Consider the following 16,696-nt stretch of genomic DNA (forward strand, 5'->3'; position numbering starts at 1 on the left):
GCGAGCGACCAAGGAGGCGCACCCATGCCACGCCGCTATCTGCTTGGCCGCATCGCACAGGCCGCCCTGGTGCTGTGGGCGGCTTTCACGGCCTCTTTCATCCTGCTGCAGCTGCTGCCGGGCGATGCCGTGCTGATCAAGTTCCTGAACCCCGAGCTGGGCCTGGGCCCGCAGGAAATCGCCGACATCCGCGCCGCCTATGGCGCCGACCAGCCCGTCTGGCAGCAATACCTGCACACGCTGGCTCAGTTCCTCACGGGCCATTTCGGCTACTCGCTGCAGGCCGGCGTGCCCGTGAGCCAGGGCCTGGCCACCAGTCTGCCGCCCACGCTGCGCCTGGCGGCCCTGGGCTTTTCCACGGCGGCGCTGCTGGCCATCGCTCTGGCGGCCGCGGCCAGCCTCGCGCCGCTAGCCTGGCTGCGCAATGCCCTGCAAGCCCTGCCCTCGGTCTTCGTCTCCGTGCCCGTTTTCTGGCTGGGCATCATGCTGATCCAGGTCCTGTCCTTCCGTCTGGGATGGATTCCCGTCATCAATCCCGGCCCCTGGAAAGGCCTGGTCCTTCCCACTCTCACGCTGGCCGTCCCCATTTCGGCGCCACTGGCCCAGATCCTGCTGCGCAATATCGACACCGCGCTGGCCCAGCCCTTCGTGGCCGTGGCGCGCGCCAAGGGCGCTTCTCGCGCCTGGGTACTGCTGCACCATGTGGCGCGCAATGCCTTGCTGCCGACCTTGACGATTGCCGGCGTGCTGTTCGGCGAGCTGCTGGCCGGCGCCGTGGTCACCGAGGCCGTGTTCGGCCTCAACGGCCTGGGAACGCTGACCCAGCAGGCCGTGGGCAACCAGGACACGGCCGTGCTCCAGGCCGTGGTCGTAGTCTCGGCAGCCGCCTTCGTGCTCATCAACCTCGCCGTGGACCTGCTCTACCCGCTGCTCGATCCTCGTTTGCGTCATTCTGTGGAGAACCGGGCATGAATACCGCCGTCTCGACCGCCATTCCCAAGCCCCAGGCATCCGGCGTCGCCTCCACCGCAGCGCCCAGGCTGGCGCCCCCGCCGGCACCGGCCGCAAAAAGCCTGCGCCCCGTCCTGATCGATCTGCAAAGGTTCAGGCGCCTGCCGCCCACGCTGGCCCTGGCCTGGCTGGTGATTGCCACGGCCGCGCTGTGGGCCCTGGTTCCGGGCTGGTTTGCCCATCAGAACCCCGTCGTCGGCCAGGCCGGCCAGCAACTGCTGGAGCCCGGCCTCGCGCACTGGCTGGGCACGGATGCGCTGGGGCGTGATCTCTGGGCCCGCGTAGTGCATGGCTCCGTGCACTCCTTGTCGGGCGCTTTCCTGGCCGTGGCCGTGGGCCTGGTGGCGGGCACGCTGATCGGCCTGCTGGCCGGTGCAGCGGGCGGCCGCGTCGATGACGCGCTGATGCGCCTCGTCGACGTGCTTCTGGCCGTGCCCTCGCTGCTTCTGTCGCTGACCATCATCATCTTGCTGGGCTTTGGCACCATCAATGCAGCCATCGCCGTGGGGGTGGCATCCGTGGCCGGCTTCGCGCGCCTGGTGCGCGCCGAGGTGGTACGCGTGCGCCGCTCGGACTATGTGGAGGCTGCCTTCGGCAGCGGCGGACGCTTTGCGGCCGTGCTGTGGCGCCATGTGCTGCCCAATTCGCTGACCTCGGTGGTGGCCCTGGCCGCGCTGCAGTTCGGCTCGGCCATCCTGTCGATTTCCACACTGGGCTTTCTGGGCTACGGCGCACCGCCGCCGACGCCCGAATGGGGTCTGCTGATCGCCGAAGGGCGCAACTACATCGCCACCGCCTGGTGGCTGACCACGGCGCCGGGCCTGGTCGTGGTGGCCGTGGTTCTGGCCGCCAACCGCATCGGCGCCTCCTTCGCGCGGAGGCCGGCATGAGCACCCTGCTGCAAGACCGCCCCGCCACTGCAATCCCTGCCGCAGCCGCCGCCCCGCTGCTCGAAGTCCAGGACCTGGTCATCGCCTACCGCGACCACAGCGGCCGGGAACAGCGCGTGGTCCACGGCCTGTCGTTTTCCGTGGCCCCCGGCGAGGTCGTGGCCGTGGTCGGTGAATCGGGCTCTGGCAAGACCACCACGGCCCAGGCCGTGATCGGGCTGCTCGCCGACAACGGGCGCCGCGAGCAAGGCAGCATCCGGCTGCAGGGCACCGAGGTCTCGGACTGGAGTGCTGCGCGCTGGAACAACATTCGCGGCCGCGTGATCAGCCTGGTGCCCCAGGATCCGACCACCTCGCTCAACCCCGTGCGCACCGTGGGCGACCAGGTCGGCGAAATCCTGCGCATTCACGGCCTGCGCGACCGCTCTGCCATCGAGGCGCGCGTGATCGACCTGCTGACCCGCGTGGGCCTGTCCCAGCCCGCCCTGCGCGCGCGCCAGTATCCGCACGAGCTGTCGGGCGGCATGCGCCAGCGCGTGCTGATCGCCATCGCCATCGCGCTGCGGCCTGCGCTGATCATCGCCGACGAGCCCACCAGCGCGCTGGATGTCACGGTGCAGCGGCGCATCCTGGATCTGATCGACGAACTGCGCCGCGAAACCAGCACCGCCGTGCTGCTAGTAACCCACGACCTGGGCGTGGCGGCCGACCGCGCACATCGCCTCATCGTCATGCAGGGCGGTCGTATCCAGGAACAAGGCCCGACACTGGAGCTTCTGCGCAATCCGCAAAGCGCCTATACGCGCCGCTTGCTGTCTGATGCTCCGTCGCTTACGCCCGTCCCCCGTCGCACCGCGCCATCGGCGGCGGCCCCTGCCCAAGACTGGGCCATCGAGGTCGAGAACCTGGTCCACGACTTCCATGCCCCCGGCCAGGGGCGCGGCGTTTTCCGCGCCGTGGACGGTGTGTCGCTGCGCCTGCGCCGGGGTTCCACGCATGCCATCGTCGGCGAGTCAGGCTCGGGCAAGACCACGACCATACGCGACATCGTGGGCCTGGCACGCCCTACATCGGGTCGCATCCGCATCGCCGGCACCGAACTCACGGGCCTGCGCGGCGAGGCCCTGCGCCAGCTGCGGCGCAAGGTCCAGCTGGTCTACCAGAACCCGTTCAGCTCACTGGACCCGCGCCAGCGTGTCTTCGACATCATCGAGGAGCCGCTGCTCAACTTCGAGCCGCTGCCGCCCCAGGAGCGCCGCCAGCGCGTGCTTGACATGCTCGAGCGCGTGGGCCTGCCGGCCGCCGTGCTCGAACGGCGCCCGCATGCGCTCTCGGGCGGCCAGCGCCAGCGCGTGGCGATTGCACGCGCCCTGGTGCTGCAACCCGAGGTGGTGGTGCTGGACGAGGCCGTCTCGGCCCTGGACGTGACCGTGCAGGCCCAGATCCTAGCCCTGCTCGCGCAGCTGCAGCAGGACCTGGGTCTGAGCTATCTCTTCATCTCGCACGACCTTGCCGTGGTGCGCCAGATCGCCGACACGGTGTCGGTGCTGCGCGCAGGCAAGGTGGTGGACGCGGGCAGCGTCGAGGACGTGTTCCTGCGCCCCACCAGCGACTACACGCGCGAACTCATGGACGCCATTCCCGGCAAAAGGAGCATTGATTTTGTCCCCCACCCCGCCTGACACTCTTGCTCGCGCGCGCCCGACCCCGCGCCTGGGCTTCTTCAGCCGCCTGCTCGATGAGGTACCGGCCGGCGAACGCTACCGCCTAGTCACCGAGCAGATCGCCCATGCCGAAGCCCAGGGCTTCGACTCGGCCTGGATCGCCCAGCATCATTTCCACGAAAGCGAGGGCGGCCTGCCCTCGCCCTTTGTCTTTCTTGCGCATGTGGCGGCCCGCACGCGGCGCATCCGCCTGGGCACGGGCGTGGTCACGCTGCCGCTGGAAAACGCGCTACGCGTGGCCGAGGATGCGGCCGTGCTGGACCTGCTCTCGAACGGCCGCCTCGAGGTGGGCCTGGGCACCGGCGGCACGGCGGAGTCCTTCGAGGCCTTCGGCGTCACAGGCAGCGAGCGCGGCGCGGTCTTTGCGCGCAATTTCGCCGTGCTGAGGGATGCCTGGGCCGGGCGCGAGCTGGCAGGCGGCGTGCGCCTGTACCCCGCAGCCCCGCAGTTGCTGGAGCGCGTCTGGCAGGCCACGTTCTCGGTCGAAGGCGGGGCACGCGCCGGGGCCAACGGGGACGGCTTGATGCTCTCGCGCACACAGCCCCGACCCGAAGGCCGCCCCCGCGCCACGCTGTCCGAGATACAGAACCCCATCATCGAAGCCTATCTCGCGGCCCTGCCCGCAGGACGCGCACCGCGCATCCTGGCTTCGCGCACCCTGCTGGTTTCCGACCAGCGCGCCCAGGCACTGCAATGGGCCGAGGCTGGTCTGCGCCGCGCGGCCCAGCGTCATGCGGCCCTGGCTTCATCCGCGTCCACGCAATGGGCAACGCGCGTCGATCCGCAGGCGCCGCTGCAGCAGCTCATTGAAGCCTACGACGTGCATGTGGGAACACCCGAGGAGGTGATCGCCTCGCTGCGCGCCGACACGGCGCTGACGCAAGCCACCGACATCGTGTTCCAGGTTCACTCCATCGACCCGCCGCACCAGGCCATTCTGCGCTCCATCGAGCTGACGGCAGCCGTCGTGGCACCAGCTCTGGGCTGGCGCCGCAACGAGGCCCCCACCGGCGCTTCCCACCCCCTAGTCCGGACCGAACTGCTTCAAGCTGCATGACCATGAGCAACACCGCACAGACCCGCTTTCCCGAAGATGTAATCGACCATCTCGCCGATATCGCTGCCGGCAGCACGCTGGATCAGGTGCGCCGCCATCGCAGCGAGGCGCGCACCCAGGCCCAGCAGAGTTTTGCCGCCCTATTCACCCCCGCAGAGCTCATCTCAGGAACCGTCTCGCTGCGCGAGCGCCTGACGCTGGCCGCCTTCACGGCAGGCCTGCATGGCGAGCCCCGCAGCACGGCCTTCTACACACGCGCCCTGGCGGTCGAAGATGCCGATCTGGCCGGTGCCGTGAGCTCGGAAGTGGTGCGCGGGCGCGCTGCCAGCCTGCAGCCCGGCAGCGGTCCGCACGGCCCCTACGGGATCTATCCGGCCGGCCCCTTGAGCCGCGAGGACCAGAGCGGCCCCAGCTACGCCGTGGACCCGGCCCATGCGGCTTTGCTGGGCCCGCGCATGAGCGCCGCGCTGGCCCATGCCCATCTGCTGGCCTACCACCCACGCGATGCGAGTGCCCAGGCCTTGCTGGTGCTGCAGCAGGCCGGCTGGAGCGAGACCGATATCGTCATCCTGTCCCAGCTCGCCTCTTTTCTGTCCTTCCAGATCCGCCTCGTGGCGGGGCTGCGCGTGCTTGGCGCACGAGCAGCAGTCACCACGGCATCGTCCACCCTCGCCCTGCAAGCCCAGCCATGACCACCACGCACAACACCTCCCCCCAGGTCTTCACCCAGGAACAGCTCGACTGGCAACCATGGATAGCTCCGCTGCAGGAGAGCGAGCTGAGCGAGCGCCACCATGCGGGGCTGGTGGACGCGGCGCGCGCGCGTTCACCCTATTTCCGGCTGCTGGCGCGCGACCCCGACACGCTGGGAGCACGCACGCGCACCGACAAGGACATCTTCTACAACCCCGACGCCGGCCTGCCGCGCGCCGAGCGCGAACTGGCAGCAGCTGCAACCTCACGCACCAACGGCTGCATCTACTGCGCTTCGGTACATGCGCGCTTTGCCACGCATTTCTCGCACCGCGCCGCCGATGTGCAGCGCCTGCTCGATGAAGGTCCGGGCACCGACCTGGGCCCGCGCTGGAATGCCATCGTTGCCGCCGCCGTGGCCTTGACGCAGACGCCGCCCGCACTGGAGTCCAGTCATATCGATGCGCTGCGCGCCGCCGGTCTCGACGATGCAGCCATCTCCGATGCGCTTCACGGCACGGCCTTCTTCAACTGGGCCAACCGGCTCATGCTGTCGCTGGGCGAGCCCCTGCATACGGCCACCTGAGGCCGCAGGTCACCACAGTCCCAGCAGCTTCCACCAGGCAGCGCCGACGACAGCAAAGATCAGCAACTCCAGCACGCACATCGCGGCCCCCACGCGCCACCAGACACCCAGAGTCACATAGCCGCTGCCGAAGATGATGGGCGATGTTCCGGTCGCGTAGTGCGTCAGCGTCATCATGATGGCCGAACCGGCCGTCATCATCAGCATGAAGGGGACGACGTAGTCAGCCGGGATCAGCTGCGCGCCCACGGTCAGAAAGGCCAGCATCATGGCGCTGATATGGGCCGTGGTGCTGGCAAACAGATAGTGCGAGAAGACGAAGACGCCCACCAGAATGGCAGCCACGGGCAGCCAGTCCAGGCCACTGGCGACGATGGCGCTCTTCAAGCCCTCGGCAAACCAGGCGACCACACCGAGCTTGTTGAGCTGCTCGGCCAGCATGACCAGGGCACCGAACCAGATCAGGGTGTCCCAGGCGCTTTTCTCGGACAGCACATCATCCCAATCGATGGTCCCCGTGATGATCAGGGCGAACAAACCGAGAAAAGCCACCACGGTCGGGTCCAGCGTGAACGCCGGGCCGAACAGCATCTGCGGCACATTCGCCCATAGCAGCAGCATCACGCCGAAAGTGCCGAGCATCACGCGCTCCTTGCCTGACAGCGGGCCCATGCCTGCCATCTCGGCGCGCGCGTACTCCACGGCATTGGGCGTGGCCTTGAGTTCAGGTGGCGACAGCAGATAGATCGCCAGCGGCATCAACAGCAGACACAGCAGCCCTGGCAGCAGCATGTACAGAGCCCAACTTGTCCAGCTCAGGTGCAGGGACTGACCCGTGGCCTTGGCCACCAGGTCCACGACCAGAGGATTGGGCGCCGTCGCGGTCAGGAACATGGCCGAGGTGATCGGATTGGAATGGTAGTTGACCAGCGCCAGATAGGTCCCGACCTTGCCTTGCGTGCCCTTGGCAGGGTCCGATTCGAAGGCATTGGCGATGGACTTCATGATCGGATGCACGATGCCGCCGCCGCGTGCCGTGTTGCTGGGCGTGAACGGGGCCAGTACCAGCTCGCAGATCGCGAGTCCGTAACCTATGCCTATGGTGCGCTTGCCCATCAGCGCAATGAACAGCAATCCGATGCGGTTGCCGAGCCCCGTCTTCTTGAGACCGCGCGAGATCAGAACCGCCACCACGATCAGCCAGATCAGGGGATTCGCAAAGCTGCTCAGCGCATCCGTGATCGCACCTTTGGACGAACTGGAGGTCACCTGAGACAGCGACACGATGACAATCGCCATCAATGCCATCACGCCTATGGGCATGACCTTGAGGATGATCGCCACGATGGTCGTCAGAAAGATGGCCACCAGTTGCCAGGCCTTGCTGTCCAGTCCCGCAGGCACCGGCGTCAGCAGCAGACCGGTCAGCACCAGGGTGGAAATCAGTGCAGGCACGACCCGAAACGGAACGACCGATTTGAAGTAACGGAACATCGAGACGATCTTCTCGAACATAGAAGTCCTTTTCTTTACCTGCAGCGCATCGAGACACCATACCTCAGCCCAGCAAAAGCCAGGAGTCCCCGACGGACATTGGCGCTCAGGTCACAGACTGGCATCATGATGCAGTGCCACATGGCTTCGACTCCAGGCCGACTTTTACGTTACCAAAGTTTGATCAACGGCAAGACTTGCAGAAGCAAAACCGATGGCAAGACCTCGTACATGCCAGTATTCAAGCATTGGGCACATGCCCATGGATTCAGCAGGAGAGACACTCTAAATGCCAGCGAACCGATTCCTGCCCGATGAATGGGAAAGCCGCCTTGAAGAAATAGATCTAGCGATACTGCATCAGGCTGCTATCTGCAAGATCCGGCTGCTCGACCCCGGTGCCGTCGAACGCGTGCTGGCCAACGATGCCGGCATCTGCGGTGCCGAACATGAGACGGCATTCAGGACCTTGCGCGGCCTGCTCTATCTGCACTACACCGAGGTACTGCATATCAGCGAGGTGCTGAGCCCGGAAATCGCCCAGGTGATCGCCAGCCGGGTGCGCGAGCATTTGAGCCGGCGCTCGGGCACAGCGCCGGGAGGGATGACGGGCTGATACCAGCGCTGCCGCCCTTCAATGGAAAATGGACAAAAAAAAAAGGTCACGACATTGTCGTGACCTTTTCAATTTGGTTGCGCGAGAAGGATTTGAACCTCCGACCTTTGGGTTATGAGCCCAACGAGCTACCAGACTGCTCCATCGCGCGGTATTTCCAAATTATAGCAGGCTTTGCAGCCTGCTCGGGCTTATTCAGCTGCAGCAGCGGCTTCTTCAGCGCGCTCAACCAGTTCCACATAGGCCATGGGAGCGTTGTCGCCCACGCGGAAGCCCATCTTCAGGATACGTGTGTAGCCGCCGGGACGCTGAGCGTTGCGGGGACCCAGCACGTTGAACAGCTTGGTCACGCTGTCGCGGTCGCGCAGACGGTCAAAAGCCAGACGGCGGTTAGCCACGGTATCAACCTTGGCCAGAGTGATCATGGGCTCGATGACGCGACGCAGTTCCTTGGCCTTGGGGACCGTGGTCTTGATTGCTTCGTGCTCGATCAACGAGTTCATCATGTTCTGCAGCATTGCCTTGCGGTGTGCAGAAGTGCGGTTCAGTTTGCGGAGGCCGTTGCCGTGACGCATGGTGCTTTTCCTTTGCTCCCCGTTTTTATCCGGAGATCTTTTCTAAATTAAATCAGGCAGCCGTATCAGGTACTGCCCGAGGCACTTGGACTTTGCCGGATCAACTCCAGCAAAGTTTTCTATTCTAGCAATTAACGCTTTTCCAGGCCAGCGGGTGGCCAGTTTTCAAGCTTCATGCCCAGAGTCAGACCGCGGGAAGCCAGAACTTCCTTGATCTCGTTGAGCGACTTGCGACCCAGGTTGGGAGTCTTGAGCAGCTCGTTTTCGGTACGCTGGATGAGGTCACCGATGTAGTAGATGTTCTCTGCCTTGAGGCAGTTGGCAGAACGCACGGTGAGCTCGAGCTCGTCCACAGGACGCAGCAGGATGGGATCGAACGACGTGGCAGCGCCGCGGCCACCGGCAGGAGCGTCGAACACGCTGGCGATATCGCCACCGTCGAGCTGGGCAAACACTGCCAGCTGCTCCACCAGGATCTTGGCGGATGCACGCACTGCGTCTTCAGCGGTGATGGCACCGTTGGTTTCGATTTCCAGAACCAGCTTGTCCAGATCGGTACGCTGTTCCACACGTGCGGATTCGACAGCGTAGCTCACGCGCTTGACGGGCGAGAACGAAGCGTCGAGCACGATACGGCCGATCGACTTGGTCGATTCGTCACCGTAGCGGCGCACGTTGCCGGGCACATAGCCGCGGCCCTTTTCCACCTTGATCTGCATGTCCAGCTTGCCGCCTTGCGACAGATGGGCGATCACATGATCAGGGTTGACGATTTCTACGTCGTGGGGGGTCTGAATGTCACGGGCAGTGACAACACCTTCGCCATCCTTGCGCAGGCTCAGGGTGACTTCGTCACGATTGTGCAGCTTGAACACCACACCCTTGAGGTTCAGCAGGATGTTGGTCACATCTTCCTGGACACCGTCGATGGAGGAGTACTCATGCAGCACCCCAGCAATCGTCACTTCCGTCGCTGCGTAACCCACCATGGAGGAGAGCAGAACACGGCGCAGGGCATTGCCCAGCGTATGACCGTAGCCACGCTCAAACGGCTCCAGAACAACCTTGGCACGGTTGTGACCAAGTTGCTCGACATTGATTGTCTTGGGCTTCAGCAAATTCGTTTGCATGCAGACTTCCTCTCAATACCCTCGGCTCGTTACACCGGTAAGGCTGGTGAAGCACCCACGGCGCGATGCCTCGCGCCGTGGGGACGGTTTACAGAAATGTCGCTGCTAAAGATTAACGCGAGTACAACTCAACGATCAGGGATTCGTTGATGTCAGCTGCGAATTCATCGCGGTCAGGAGACTTCTTGAAAGTACCTTCTGCCTTGTCAGCAGACACTTCAACCCATGCGGGGAAGCCCACTTGAGCAGCCAGTTGCAGAGCCTCGACCACGCGAGCTTGCTTCTTGGACTTTTCACGCAGGGCAACCACGTCGCCTTCCTTCACGGAGAAAGAAGGAATGTTCACGGACTGGCCGTTCACAGTGATAGCCTTGTGCGACACCAGCTGACGTGCTTCAGCGCGAGTGGAGCCGAAGCCCATGCGGTACACGACGTTGTCCAGACGCGATTCCAGCAGCGACAGCAGGTTGGCACCAGTGTTGCCACGCTTGCGGTCAGCAGCTTCGAAGTAGCGGCGGAATTGCTTCTCCAGCACGCCGTACATGCGCTTGACCTTCTGCTTTTCGCGCAGTTGCAGACCGTAGTCGGAAGTGCGCTGACCGGAAGTGCGGCCATGCTGACCAGGCTTGGTGTCGAACTTTGCCTTGTCTGCAATGGAGCGACGTGCGCTCTTCAGGAACAGATCGGTGCCTTCGCGGCGGGAGAGTTTTGCCTTAGGGCCAATATAGCGTGCCACTTGATTTCCTTTGTGTCATCTACCGTGCGCAAACACGGGAGCCGCCCGCGATGCAAATGCACCTGGGCGGCGGTGGGCTTGATAAAAAAGTTAGATACGACGACGCTTTTGAGGGCGGCAGCCGTTGTGGGGAACCGGAGTCACGTCCGAGATGGAAGTGATACGGATACCCAGAGCACCCAGGGCGCGAACCGAGGATTCACGGCCAGGACCGGGACCCTTGATTTCGACTTCCAGGTTCTTGATGCCCTGTTCGATAGCAGCACGACCGGCCACTTCCGAAGCAACCTGAGCAGCAAAGGGAGTCGACTTACGCGAACCCTTGAAGCCCTGGCCACCCGACGAAGCCCACGACAGAGCGTTGCCTTGACGGTCGGTGATGGTGATGATCGTGTTGTTGAACGAAGCGTGCACGTGCGCGATGCCGTCAGAAATATTCTTACGGACCTTCTTGCGAACGCGAGCAGCTGCGTTGTTTGCGGGAGACTTAGCCATAATGATCTTTCAATCTCTTATTTCTTCAGAGCCGCAGCACCCTTGCGCGGACCCTTGCGAGTACGGGCGTTTGTGCGGGTACGTTGACCGCGCATGGGCAGGCCGCGACGATGACGGAAACCGCGGTAGCAACCGATGTCCATCAAGCGCTTGATGTTCATCGTGGTTTCGCGACGCAGATCACCTTCCAGAGTCATGGGATTCAGGAAGTCACGGATCTTTTCCAGATCAGCGTCCGTCAGGTCCTTGACCTTCTTGGAATACTCGATACCGCATGCTTCGCAGATCTTGCGAGCTGTAGTGCGACCGATGCCATAGATGGCAGTCAGGCCGATTTCAGCATGCTTGTGCGGCGGGATGTTAATGCCAGCAATACGTGCCATATTAGTCCTCTAATGCTTTCAATCAACCTTGGCGCTGCTTGTGGCGCTGGTCAGTGCAGATCACGCGCACAACACCTTTGCGGCGGATGATCTTGCAGTTACGGCAGATTTTCTTGACCGAAGCCGAAACTCTCATTCTTTTCTCCTAAAACTTTCCATCCACTATCGGCCTATCGACCGGGAAACATTGCCCGCGATAGATCGATGGGCGTCTACTAACTTTTGGCAGGCTGCCCCCTTGGGCAGCCTTGTCATCAAATACCAGCCTTAAAGTTCGCTTTTTTCAGGAGCGACTCGTATTGCTGCGACATCACGTAGTTCTGCACTTGCGCCATGAAGTCCATTGTCACGACCACAATGATCAGCAACGATGTACCACCGAAGTAGAACGGAACGTTGTACTTCAGGATCAGGAATTCGGGCAACAAGCACACGAAGGTAATGTAGATCGCGCCAGCCAGGGTCAGGCGAACCAGAATCTTGTCAATGTAGCGGGCTGTCTGTTCGCCAGGACGAATCCCGGGGATGAAAGCGCCACTCTTCTTCAGGTTGTCGGCAGTTTCCCGGCTGTTGAAAACCAGGGCCGTATAGAAGAAGCAGAAGAAAATGATCGCGGCAGCATAAAGGATGACATAGATTGGCTGACCAGGGGTCAACGTGCTCGCAATATCCTTCAGCCAGCGCATGGATTCTCCTGCACTGAACCAATTCACCACCGTAGCGGGCAGCAAGATGATCGACGAAGCGAAGATGGGAGGAATCACACCTGCCATGTTCAGCTTCAGTGGCAAGTGCGAAGACTGACCACCGTACACCTTGTTGCCGACTTGTCGGCGTGCGTAATTCACCAAGATCTTGCGTTGACCTCGTTCGACATACACGACGAAATACGTCACGGCTGCCACAACGAGAACAATGAAGATTGCCGCCAGAATGCTCATGGCACCGGTGCGCACCAGTTCCAGCAGACCGCCGATGGAGCTCGGCAGGCCTGCAGCGATACCGCCAAAGATCAGTATCGAGATACCGTTGCCCAGACCACGTTCAGTGATCTGTTCACCGAGCCACATCAGGAACAGGGTACCGGCCGTGAGACTGACGACCGCAGTCATGCGGAAGCCAAAACCAGGGTTCAGAACCAAGCCTGCGGAGCTTTCCAGGGCAACAGCGATTCCCAAGGACTGAAACAGCGCCAGGCCCAGAGTGCCGTAGCGGGTGTACTGGGTAATCTTGCGACGACCCGCTTCACCTTCCTTTTTCATCTGCTCGAATGTCGGGACCACGTAGGTCATGAGCTGCATGATGATCGATGCCGAGATGTACGGCATGATCCCCAGTGCGAACACTGTGAAGCGCGAGAGCGCTCCACCCGAGAACATGTTGAACAGATTGAGAATGCCGCCCTGCTGGCCAGAGAACAGCTGCTGCAGCTGCGCTGGATCGATGCCCGGAACGGGGATATGCGCCCCGATGCGGTATACGACCAGCGCAAGCAACAGAAAAACCAGACGACGACGCAGGTCGCCGAATTTTCCAGTCTTTGCAATTTGAGCTGCGCTAGTAGCCACGGATGTCTTCTTTCAGAACTTTAATCAGGCGATGCTGCCACCGGCAGCTTCGATGGCAGCCTTGGCACCGGCGGTAGCGCCGATACCATTGAGCTTGACAGCCTTAGTCAGTTCACCGCTCTTGATGATCTTCACGACCTTAGCGATAGAGCCAACCAGACCGGCTTGCTTCAGAGCAGCCAGATCGACTTCGGCCAGGCCGAGCTTATCCAGCTCGGACAGGGTCACTTCTGCATTGAACTTCAGCAGATGCGACTTGAAGCCACGCTTGGGCAGGCGACGCTGCAGAGGCATTTGACCGCCTTCGAAGCCCACCTTGTGGTAGCCACCCGAACGCGACTTCTGACCCTTGTGACCGCGACCGGCAGTCTTACCCAGACCAGAACCGATACCGCGACCCACGCGACGCTTGGCGTGCTTGGCGCCGTCTGCAGGCTTGATGCTATTGAGTTCCATCATCAATCCTTTCAGAGAACCTTCACCAAGTAGGCGATCTTGTTAATCATGCCGCGCACTTCAGGAGTGTCCTGCAGTTCGCTGACGCTGTTCAGCTTGCGCAGACCCAGGCCACGCACAGTCGCACGGTGCGACTCTTTGGTGCCGATGGGGCTACGAACCAGCTGAATCTTGACAGTTTGTTGTGTTGTCATGTGCTGGACTCCGATCAGGCGGTGAAGATGTCTTCGACCGACTTGCCGCGCTTTGCTGCCACGTTCGCAGGGGTCGTGGAGTTCTTCAAAGCGTCGAAAGTTGCGCGAACCATGTTGTAGGGGTTCGACGAACCGTGGCTCTTGGCCACGATGTCGGTGATACCCACCACTTCAAAAACAGCGCGCATAGGGCCGCCAGCGATGATGCCGGTACCCTTGGGAGCTGGGTGCAGCTCGACTTTGGCAGCGCCGTGATGGCCCTTCACCGAGTGGTGAATGGTGCCGCTCTTGAGTGCAACCTTCATCAGGTTGCGACGGCATTCTTCCATCGCTTTTTGCACGGCAGCAGGCACTTCCTTGGACTTGCCCTTACCCATGCCAACGCGACCGTCACCGTCGCCAACCACGGTCAGTGCAGCGAAGCCGAGAATACGACCGCCCTTCACAACCTTGGTGACGCGGTTGACCGCGATCATTTTTTCGCGCAGACCGTCGTCACGACCTTCGTCTTGCACTTTGGGGGAAAATTTAGCCATTTGTATCCGCTCCGCTTAGAACTGCAGGCCCGCTTCGCGAGCGGCTTCTGCCAAAGCCTTCACGCGGCCGTGGTATGCAAAACCGGCGCGGTCGAAAGCCACTTTCTCAACGCCAGCAGCCTTAGCCTTCTCAGCAATGCGCTTGCCGATCAGCGTGGCGGCGGCCACGTTGCCACCCTTGCCAGCGGCGCCGAGTTGCGAACGCACTTCGACTTCTGCAGTGGAGGCCGAAGCCAGCACGGTAGTGCCGTCTTCCGAAACCACGGAGGCGTAGATATGGAGATTGGTGCGGTTCACGCTCAGACGTGCAACGCCTTGCTGGGCAATGCGGATGCGAGTCTGACGGGCACGGCGCAGACGCTGCTCTTTCTTGTTCAACATCATGCAGCTCCTTACTTCTTCTTGGTCTCTTTGATCACGACCTTCTCATTCGCATAGCGAATGCCCTTGCCCTTGTAAGGCTCGGGAGGACGAACGGCACGGATCTCAGCAGCCAATTGACCGACCACTTGACGGTCAGCACCCTTGATCACGATTTCAGTCGGAGTGGGGGTAGCGACAGTGATGCCGGCAGGCATCTCGAAGTTGACGGGGTGCGAGAAGCCCACAGCCAGGTTCAGCTTGGAACCTTGTGCAGCGGCCTTGTAGCCCACGCCAATCAGCGTCAGCTTCTTCTCGAAGCCTTCAGTCACGCCCTTGACCATGTTGTTGACCAGCTGGCGGATGGTACCGGCCAGAGCGTCAGCTTCACGGGAATCGTTGGCGGGAGCAAAGGACAGCTTGCCGTCGTTGTTGCCGATGGTCACCAGGCCGTTCAGAGCCAGCGACAGATCGCCGCCCTTGCCCTTGACCTTGATGGTTTCAGCGTTGATGGACACATCCACACCTGCGGGGATGGTCACAATAGCTTTTGCTACGCGAGACATTTCAGTATTTCTCCTTAATGTCCGTTAGGCCACATAGCACAGCACTTCACCGCCGATACCGGCAGCACGTGCTTTGCGATCAGTCATCACGCCCTTGGGAGTAGTGACGATGGCCACACCCAGGCCGTTCTGGACCTGAGGAATTGCGTGACGACCCTTGTACACGCGCAGGCCGGGACGGCTCACACGTTCGATACGCTCGATCACAGGGCGACCGGCGTAGTACTTCAGGGTAATTTCGAGTTCGGACTTGCCACCTTCGGACTTCACTTCGAAGCCGTCGATATAGCCTTCTTCCTTCAGCACTTGTGCGATGGCAACCTTCACCTTGGAGGAAGGAGCCGACACAGTGGCCTTGGAGACCAGTTGTGCATTGCGGATGCGGGTCAGCAAGTCAGCGATGGGATCACTCATGCTCATGTTTAATCTCTCCTGCTTGCTTACCAGCTGGCCTTGGTGACACCGGGGATGTCGCCAGCAAAGGCCAATTCACGCACCTTGGCACGACCCAGACCGAATTGGCGGAAGGTACCGCGAGGACGGCCAGTGATCTCGCAACGGTTACGCTGGCGAGTGGGGTTCGAGTTACGGGGCAGCTTCTGCAGACCCAGGCGAGCGGCGTCGCGCTCTTCGTCGGAACGCTTCACGTCGCCGGCGATTGCCTTCAGTTCTGCATACTTGGCAGCATACTTGGCTGCCAGCTTTTCGCGCTTCAGTTCGCGCTGAATCATTGCTACTTTAGCCATGCGCCACCTCAGTTCTTGAAGGGGAATTTGAAAGCGGCGAGCAGTGCCTTGCACTCTTCGTCGTTCTTCGCTGTTGTCGTGATGCTGATGTTCAGACCACGCAGAGCGTCCACCTTGTCGTACTCGATTTCGGGGAAGATGATTTGTTCTTTGACGCCAACGTTGTAGTTGCCGCGACCGTCGAACGAACGACCCGAGATACCACGGAAGTCACGCACGCGGGGCAGAGCCACGGTCACGAAACGGTCCAGGAATTCGTACATCTGAACGCCACGCAGGGTCACCATGCAGCCGATAGCTTGGCCTTCGCGGATCTTGAAACCAGCGATAGCCTTCTTGGCCTTGGTCACCACAGGCTTCTGACCAGCAATCTTGGTCAGGTCAGCCACGGCGTTGTCCATCACCTTCTTGTCGGCCACGGCTTCGCTCACACCCATGTTCAGAGTGATCTTGGTCAGACGGGGCACTTCCATAGCGGAGGTGTAGCCGAACTTTTCTTTCAGTTCAGCCGCGATCTTTTCGCGATAGAGTTTTTGCAGTCGTGCCATGTGTTACTCCTTAGGCGGCGATTTCAGCGCCATTGGACTTGAACACGCGAACACGTGTGCCGTCGGCGTTCACCTTGATGCCCACGCGATCGGCCTTGCCGGTCGCTGCATTGAAGATAGCCACGTTGGATTGGTGGATAGGCATGGCCTTTTCCACGATACCGCCGGTGGTGCCCTTCATGGGGTTAGGCTTGGTGTGCTTCTTGACCAGGTTGACACCGTCCACGATCACGTGGGAGTCATCCTTGCGCAGAGAAACCACGCCACGCTTGCCCTTGTCACGGCCGGTCAGCACGATAACTTCGTCGCCCTTGCGAATCTTGTTCATGGTG

The 16,696-nt window shown here is 61.8% G+C and carries 24 protein-coding genes and 1 tRNA gene; 7 read left to right on the top strand and 18 right to left on the bottom strand.

The window, feature by feature from the left end:
- Positions 1-24 precede the first annotated feature (24 nt).
- From AAIL67_RS11835 to AAIL67_RS11860, 6 genes are read left to right on the top strand one after another with little or no spacing between them, the layout of a single operon-like run.
- Positions 25-972: an ABC transporter permease gene (locus tag AAIL67_RS11835; protein WP_343484102.1), complete on the top strand. Its 948-nt coding sequence runs from the start codon at positions 25-27 to the stop codon at positions 970-972.
- Positions 969-1,901 carry an ABC transporter permease gene (locus tag AAIL67_RS11840; protein ID WP_343484103.1) on the top strand — a complete coding sequence of 311 codons (933 nt, stop codon included), beginning with the start codon at positions 969-971 and terminating at the stop codon, positions 1,899-1,901. The genes AAIL67_RS11835 and AAIL67_RS11840 overlap by 4 nt, the downstream gene beginning before the upstream one ends.
- Complete coding sequence (locus tag AAIL67_RS11845; RefSeq protein ID WP_343484104.1) at positions 1,898-3,583, top strand: ABC transporter ATP-binding protein; 1,686 nt, start codon at positions 1,898-1,900, stop codon at positions 3,581-3,583. The genes AAIL67_RS11840 and AAIL67_RS11845 overlap by 4 nt, the downstream gene beginning before the upstream one ends.
- Positions 3,564-4,682 (top strand): putative FMN-dependent luciferase-like monooxygenase, encoded by a 1,119-nt coding sequence (locus tag AAIL67_RS11850; RefSeq protein WP_034355012.1) that lies wholly within the window; start codon positions 3,564-3,566, stop codon positions 4,680-4,682. The genes AAIL67_RS11845 and AAIL67_RS11850 overlap by 20 nt, the downstream gene beginning before the upstream one ends.
- Positions 4,679-5,374, top strand: coding sequence for a CMD domain protein (locus AAIL67_RS11855; RefSeq protein ID WP_343484105.1), 696 nt, complete (start codon positions 4,679-4,681; stop codon positions 5,372-5,374). The genes AAIL67_RS11850 and AAIL67_RS11855 overlap by 4 nt, the downstream gene beginning before the upstream one ends.
- Positions 5,371-5,961 carry an alkylhydroperoxidase domain protein gene (locus AAIL67_RS11860; protein WP_034404540.1) on the top strand — a complete coding sequence of 197 codons (591 nt, stop codon included), beginning with the start codon at positions 5,371-5,373 and terminating at the stop codon, positions 5,959-5,961. Before AAIL67_RS11855 ends, AAIL67_RS11860 begins: the two co-directional genes overlap by 4 nt.
- Positions 5,962-5,970: 9 nt before the next feature.
- On the opposite strand, the gene AAIL67_RS11865 is transcribed toward AAIL67_RS11860, so the two are convergent.
- Positions 5,971-7,476 (bottom strand): DASS family sodium-coupled anion symporter, encoded by a 1,506-nt coding sequence (locus AAIL67_RS11865; RefSeq protein ID WP_034404542.1) that lies wholly within the window; start codon positions 7,474-7,476, stop codon positions 5,971-5,973.
- 268 nt (positions 7,477-7,744) lie between these two features.
- Between AAIL67_RS11865 and AAIL67_RS11870 the strand changes: the two genes are divergently transcribed.
- Positions 7,745-8,071, top strand: a complete 327-nt coding sequence (locus tag AAIL67_RS11870; RefSeq protein WP_034355023.1) for a hypothetical protein — start codon at positions 7,745-7,747, stop codon at positions 8,069-8,071.
- A gap of 74 nt (positions 8,072-8,145) precedes the next feature.
- Here the strand turns inward: AAIL67_RS11870 and AAIL67_RS11875 are convergent.
- From AAIL67_RS11875 to rplX, 17 genes are all read right to left on the bottom strand, one after another.
- Positions 8,146-8,222, bottom strand: a tRNA-Met gene (locus AAIL67_RS11875).
- A gap of 40 nt (positions 8,223-8,262) precedes the next feature.
- Positions 8,263-8,646: a 50S ribosomal protein L17 gene (gene rplQ / locus AAIL67_RS11880; RefSeq protein WP_003050544.1), complete on the bottom strand. Its 384-nt coding sequence runs from the start codon at positions 8,644-8,646 to the stop codon at positions 8,263-8,265.
- A 131-nt stretch (positions 8,647-8,777) separates the two neighbouring features.
- On the bottom strand, positions 8,778-9,776 hold the full coding sequence (gene rpoA / locus AAIL67_RS11885) for a DNA-directed RNA polymerase subunit alpha (RefSeq protein WP_003050542.1): 999 nt from the start codon (positions 9,774-9,776) through the stop codon (positions 8,778-8,780).
- A 112-nt stretch (positions 9,777-9,888) separates the two neighbouring features.
- Positions 9,889-10,512 (bottom strand): 30S ribosomal protein S4, encoded by a 624-nt coding sequence (gene rpsD / locus AAIL67_RS11890; RefSeq protein ID WP_003068426.1) that lies wholly within the window; start codon positions 10,510-10,512, stop codon positions 9,889-9,891.
- Between the two features lie 90 nt (positions 10,513-10,602).
- Entirely contained in the window at positions 10,603-11,007 is a 405-nt protein-coding gene (rpsK, locus tag AAIL67_RS11895) for a 30S ribosomal protein S11 (protein WP_003050538.1), read from the bottom strand.
- 17 nt (positions 11,008-11,024) lie between these two features.
- Positions 11,025-11,390: a 30S ribosomal protein S13 gene (rpsM, locus tag AAIL67_RS11900; RefSeq protein WP_003068424.1), complete on the bottom strand. Its 366-nt coding sequence runs from the start codon at positions 11,388-11,390 to the stop codon at positions 11,025-11,027.
- A gap of 22 nt (positions 11,391-11,412) precedes the next feature.
- The gene (rpmJ, locus tag AAIL67_RS11905) at positions 11,413-11,526 is read right to left on the bottom strand and encodes a 50S ribosomal protein L36 (protein ID WP_003050535.1); all 114 of its coding nucleotides are present in this window, start codon (positions 11,524-11,526) and stop codon (positions 11,413-11,415) included.
- A gap of 118 nt (positions 11,527-11,644) precedes the next feature.
- Positions 11,645-12,958 carry a preprotein translocase subunit SecY gene (gene secY / locus AAIL67_RS11910; RefSeq protein WP_003050520.1) on the bottom strand — a complete coding sequence of 438 codons (1,314 nt, stop codon included), beginning with the start codon at positions 12,956-12,958 and terminating at the stop codon, positions 11,645-11,647.
- Positions 12,959-12,982: 24 nt separating this feature from the next.
- Positions 12,983-13,414, bottom strand: a complete 432-nt coding sequence (gene rplO / locus AAIL67_RS11915; protein WP_003050519.1) for a 50S ribosomal protein L15 — start codon at positions 13,412-13,414, stop codon at positions 12,983-12,985.
- Between the two features lie 11 nt (positions 13,415-13,425).
- Positions 13,426-13,608 carry a 50S ribosomal protein L30 gene (gene rpmD / locus AAIL67_RS11920; protein WP_003050517.1) on the bottom strand — a complete coding sequence of 61 codons (183 nt, stop codon included), beginning with the start codon at positions 13,606-13,608 and terminating at the stop codon, positions 13,426-13,428.
- 14 nt (positions 13,609-13,622) lie between these two features.
- Positions 13,623-14,144 (bottom strand): 30S ribosomal protein S5, encoded by a 522-nt coding sequence (rpsE, locus tag AAIL67_RS11925; protein WP_003050515.1) that lies wholly within the window; start codon positions 14,142-14,144, stop codon positions 13,623-13,625.
- A 15-nt stretch (positions 14,145-14,159) separates the two neighbouring features.
- Positions 14,160-14,525, bottom strand: a complete 366-nt coding sequence (gene rplR, locus AAIL67_RS11930; protein WP_003050513.1) for a 50S ribosomal protein L18 — start codon at positions 14,523-14,525, stop codon at positions 14,160-14,162.
- Positions 14,526-14,536: 11 nt separating this feature from the next.
- Positions 14,537-15,070 (bottom strand): 50S ribosomal protein L6, encoded by a 534-nt coding sequence (gene rplF / locus AAIL67_RS11935; protein ID WP_003068417.1) that lies wholly within the window; start codon positions 15,068-15,070, stop codon positions 14,537-14,539.
- Between the two features lie 24 nt (positions 15,071-15,094).
- Positions 15,095-15,490 carry a 30S ribosomal protein S8 gene (gene rpsH, locus AAIL67_RS11940; protein ID WP_003050510.1) on the bottom strand — a complete coding sequence of 132 codons (396 nt, stop codon included), beginning with the start codon at positions 15,488-15,490 and terminating at the stop codon, positions 15,095-15,097.
- A 20-nt stretch (positions 15,491-15,510) separates the two neighbouring features.
- A complete protein-coding gene (gene rpsN, locus AAIL67_RS11945) occupies positions 15,511-15,816 on the bottom strand; it encodes a 30S ribosomal protein S14 (protein ID WP_003050509.1) in 306 nt (101 codons plus the stop codon).
- 8 nt (positions 15,817-15,824) lie between these two features.
- Positions 15,825-16,364, bottom strand: coding sequence for a 50S ribosomal protein L5 (gene rplE, locus AAIL67_RS11950; RefSeq protein WP_003050507.1), 540 nt, complete (start codon positions 16,362-16,364; stop codon positions 15,825-15,827).
- Between the two features lie 10 nt (positions 16,365-16,374).
- Entirely contained in the window at positions 16,375-16,692 is a 318-nt protein-coding gene (rplX, locus tag AAIL67_RS11955) for a 50S ribosomal protein L24 (protein WP_003068411.1), read from the bottom strand.
- Positions 16,693-16,696: the final 4 nt, after the last annotated feature.

Origin of the sequence: Comamonas sp. A7-5, from assembly GCF_039581385.1 — a bacterium.
GTDB classification, from domain to species: domain Bacteria; phylum Pseudomonadota; class Gammaproteobacteria; order Burkholderiales; family Burkholderiaceae_C; genus Comamonas; species Comamonas thiooxydans.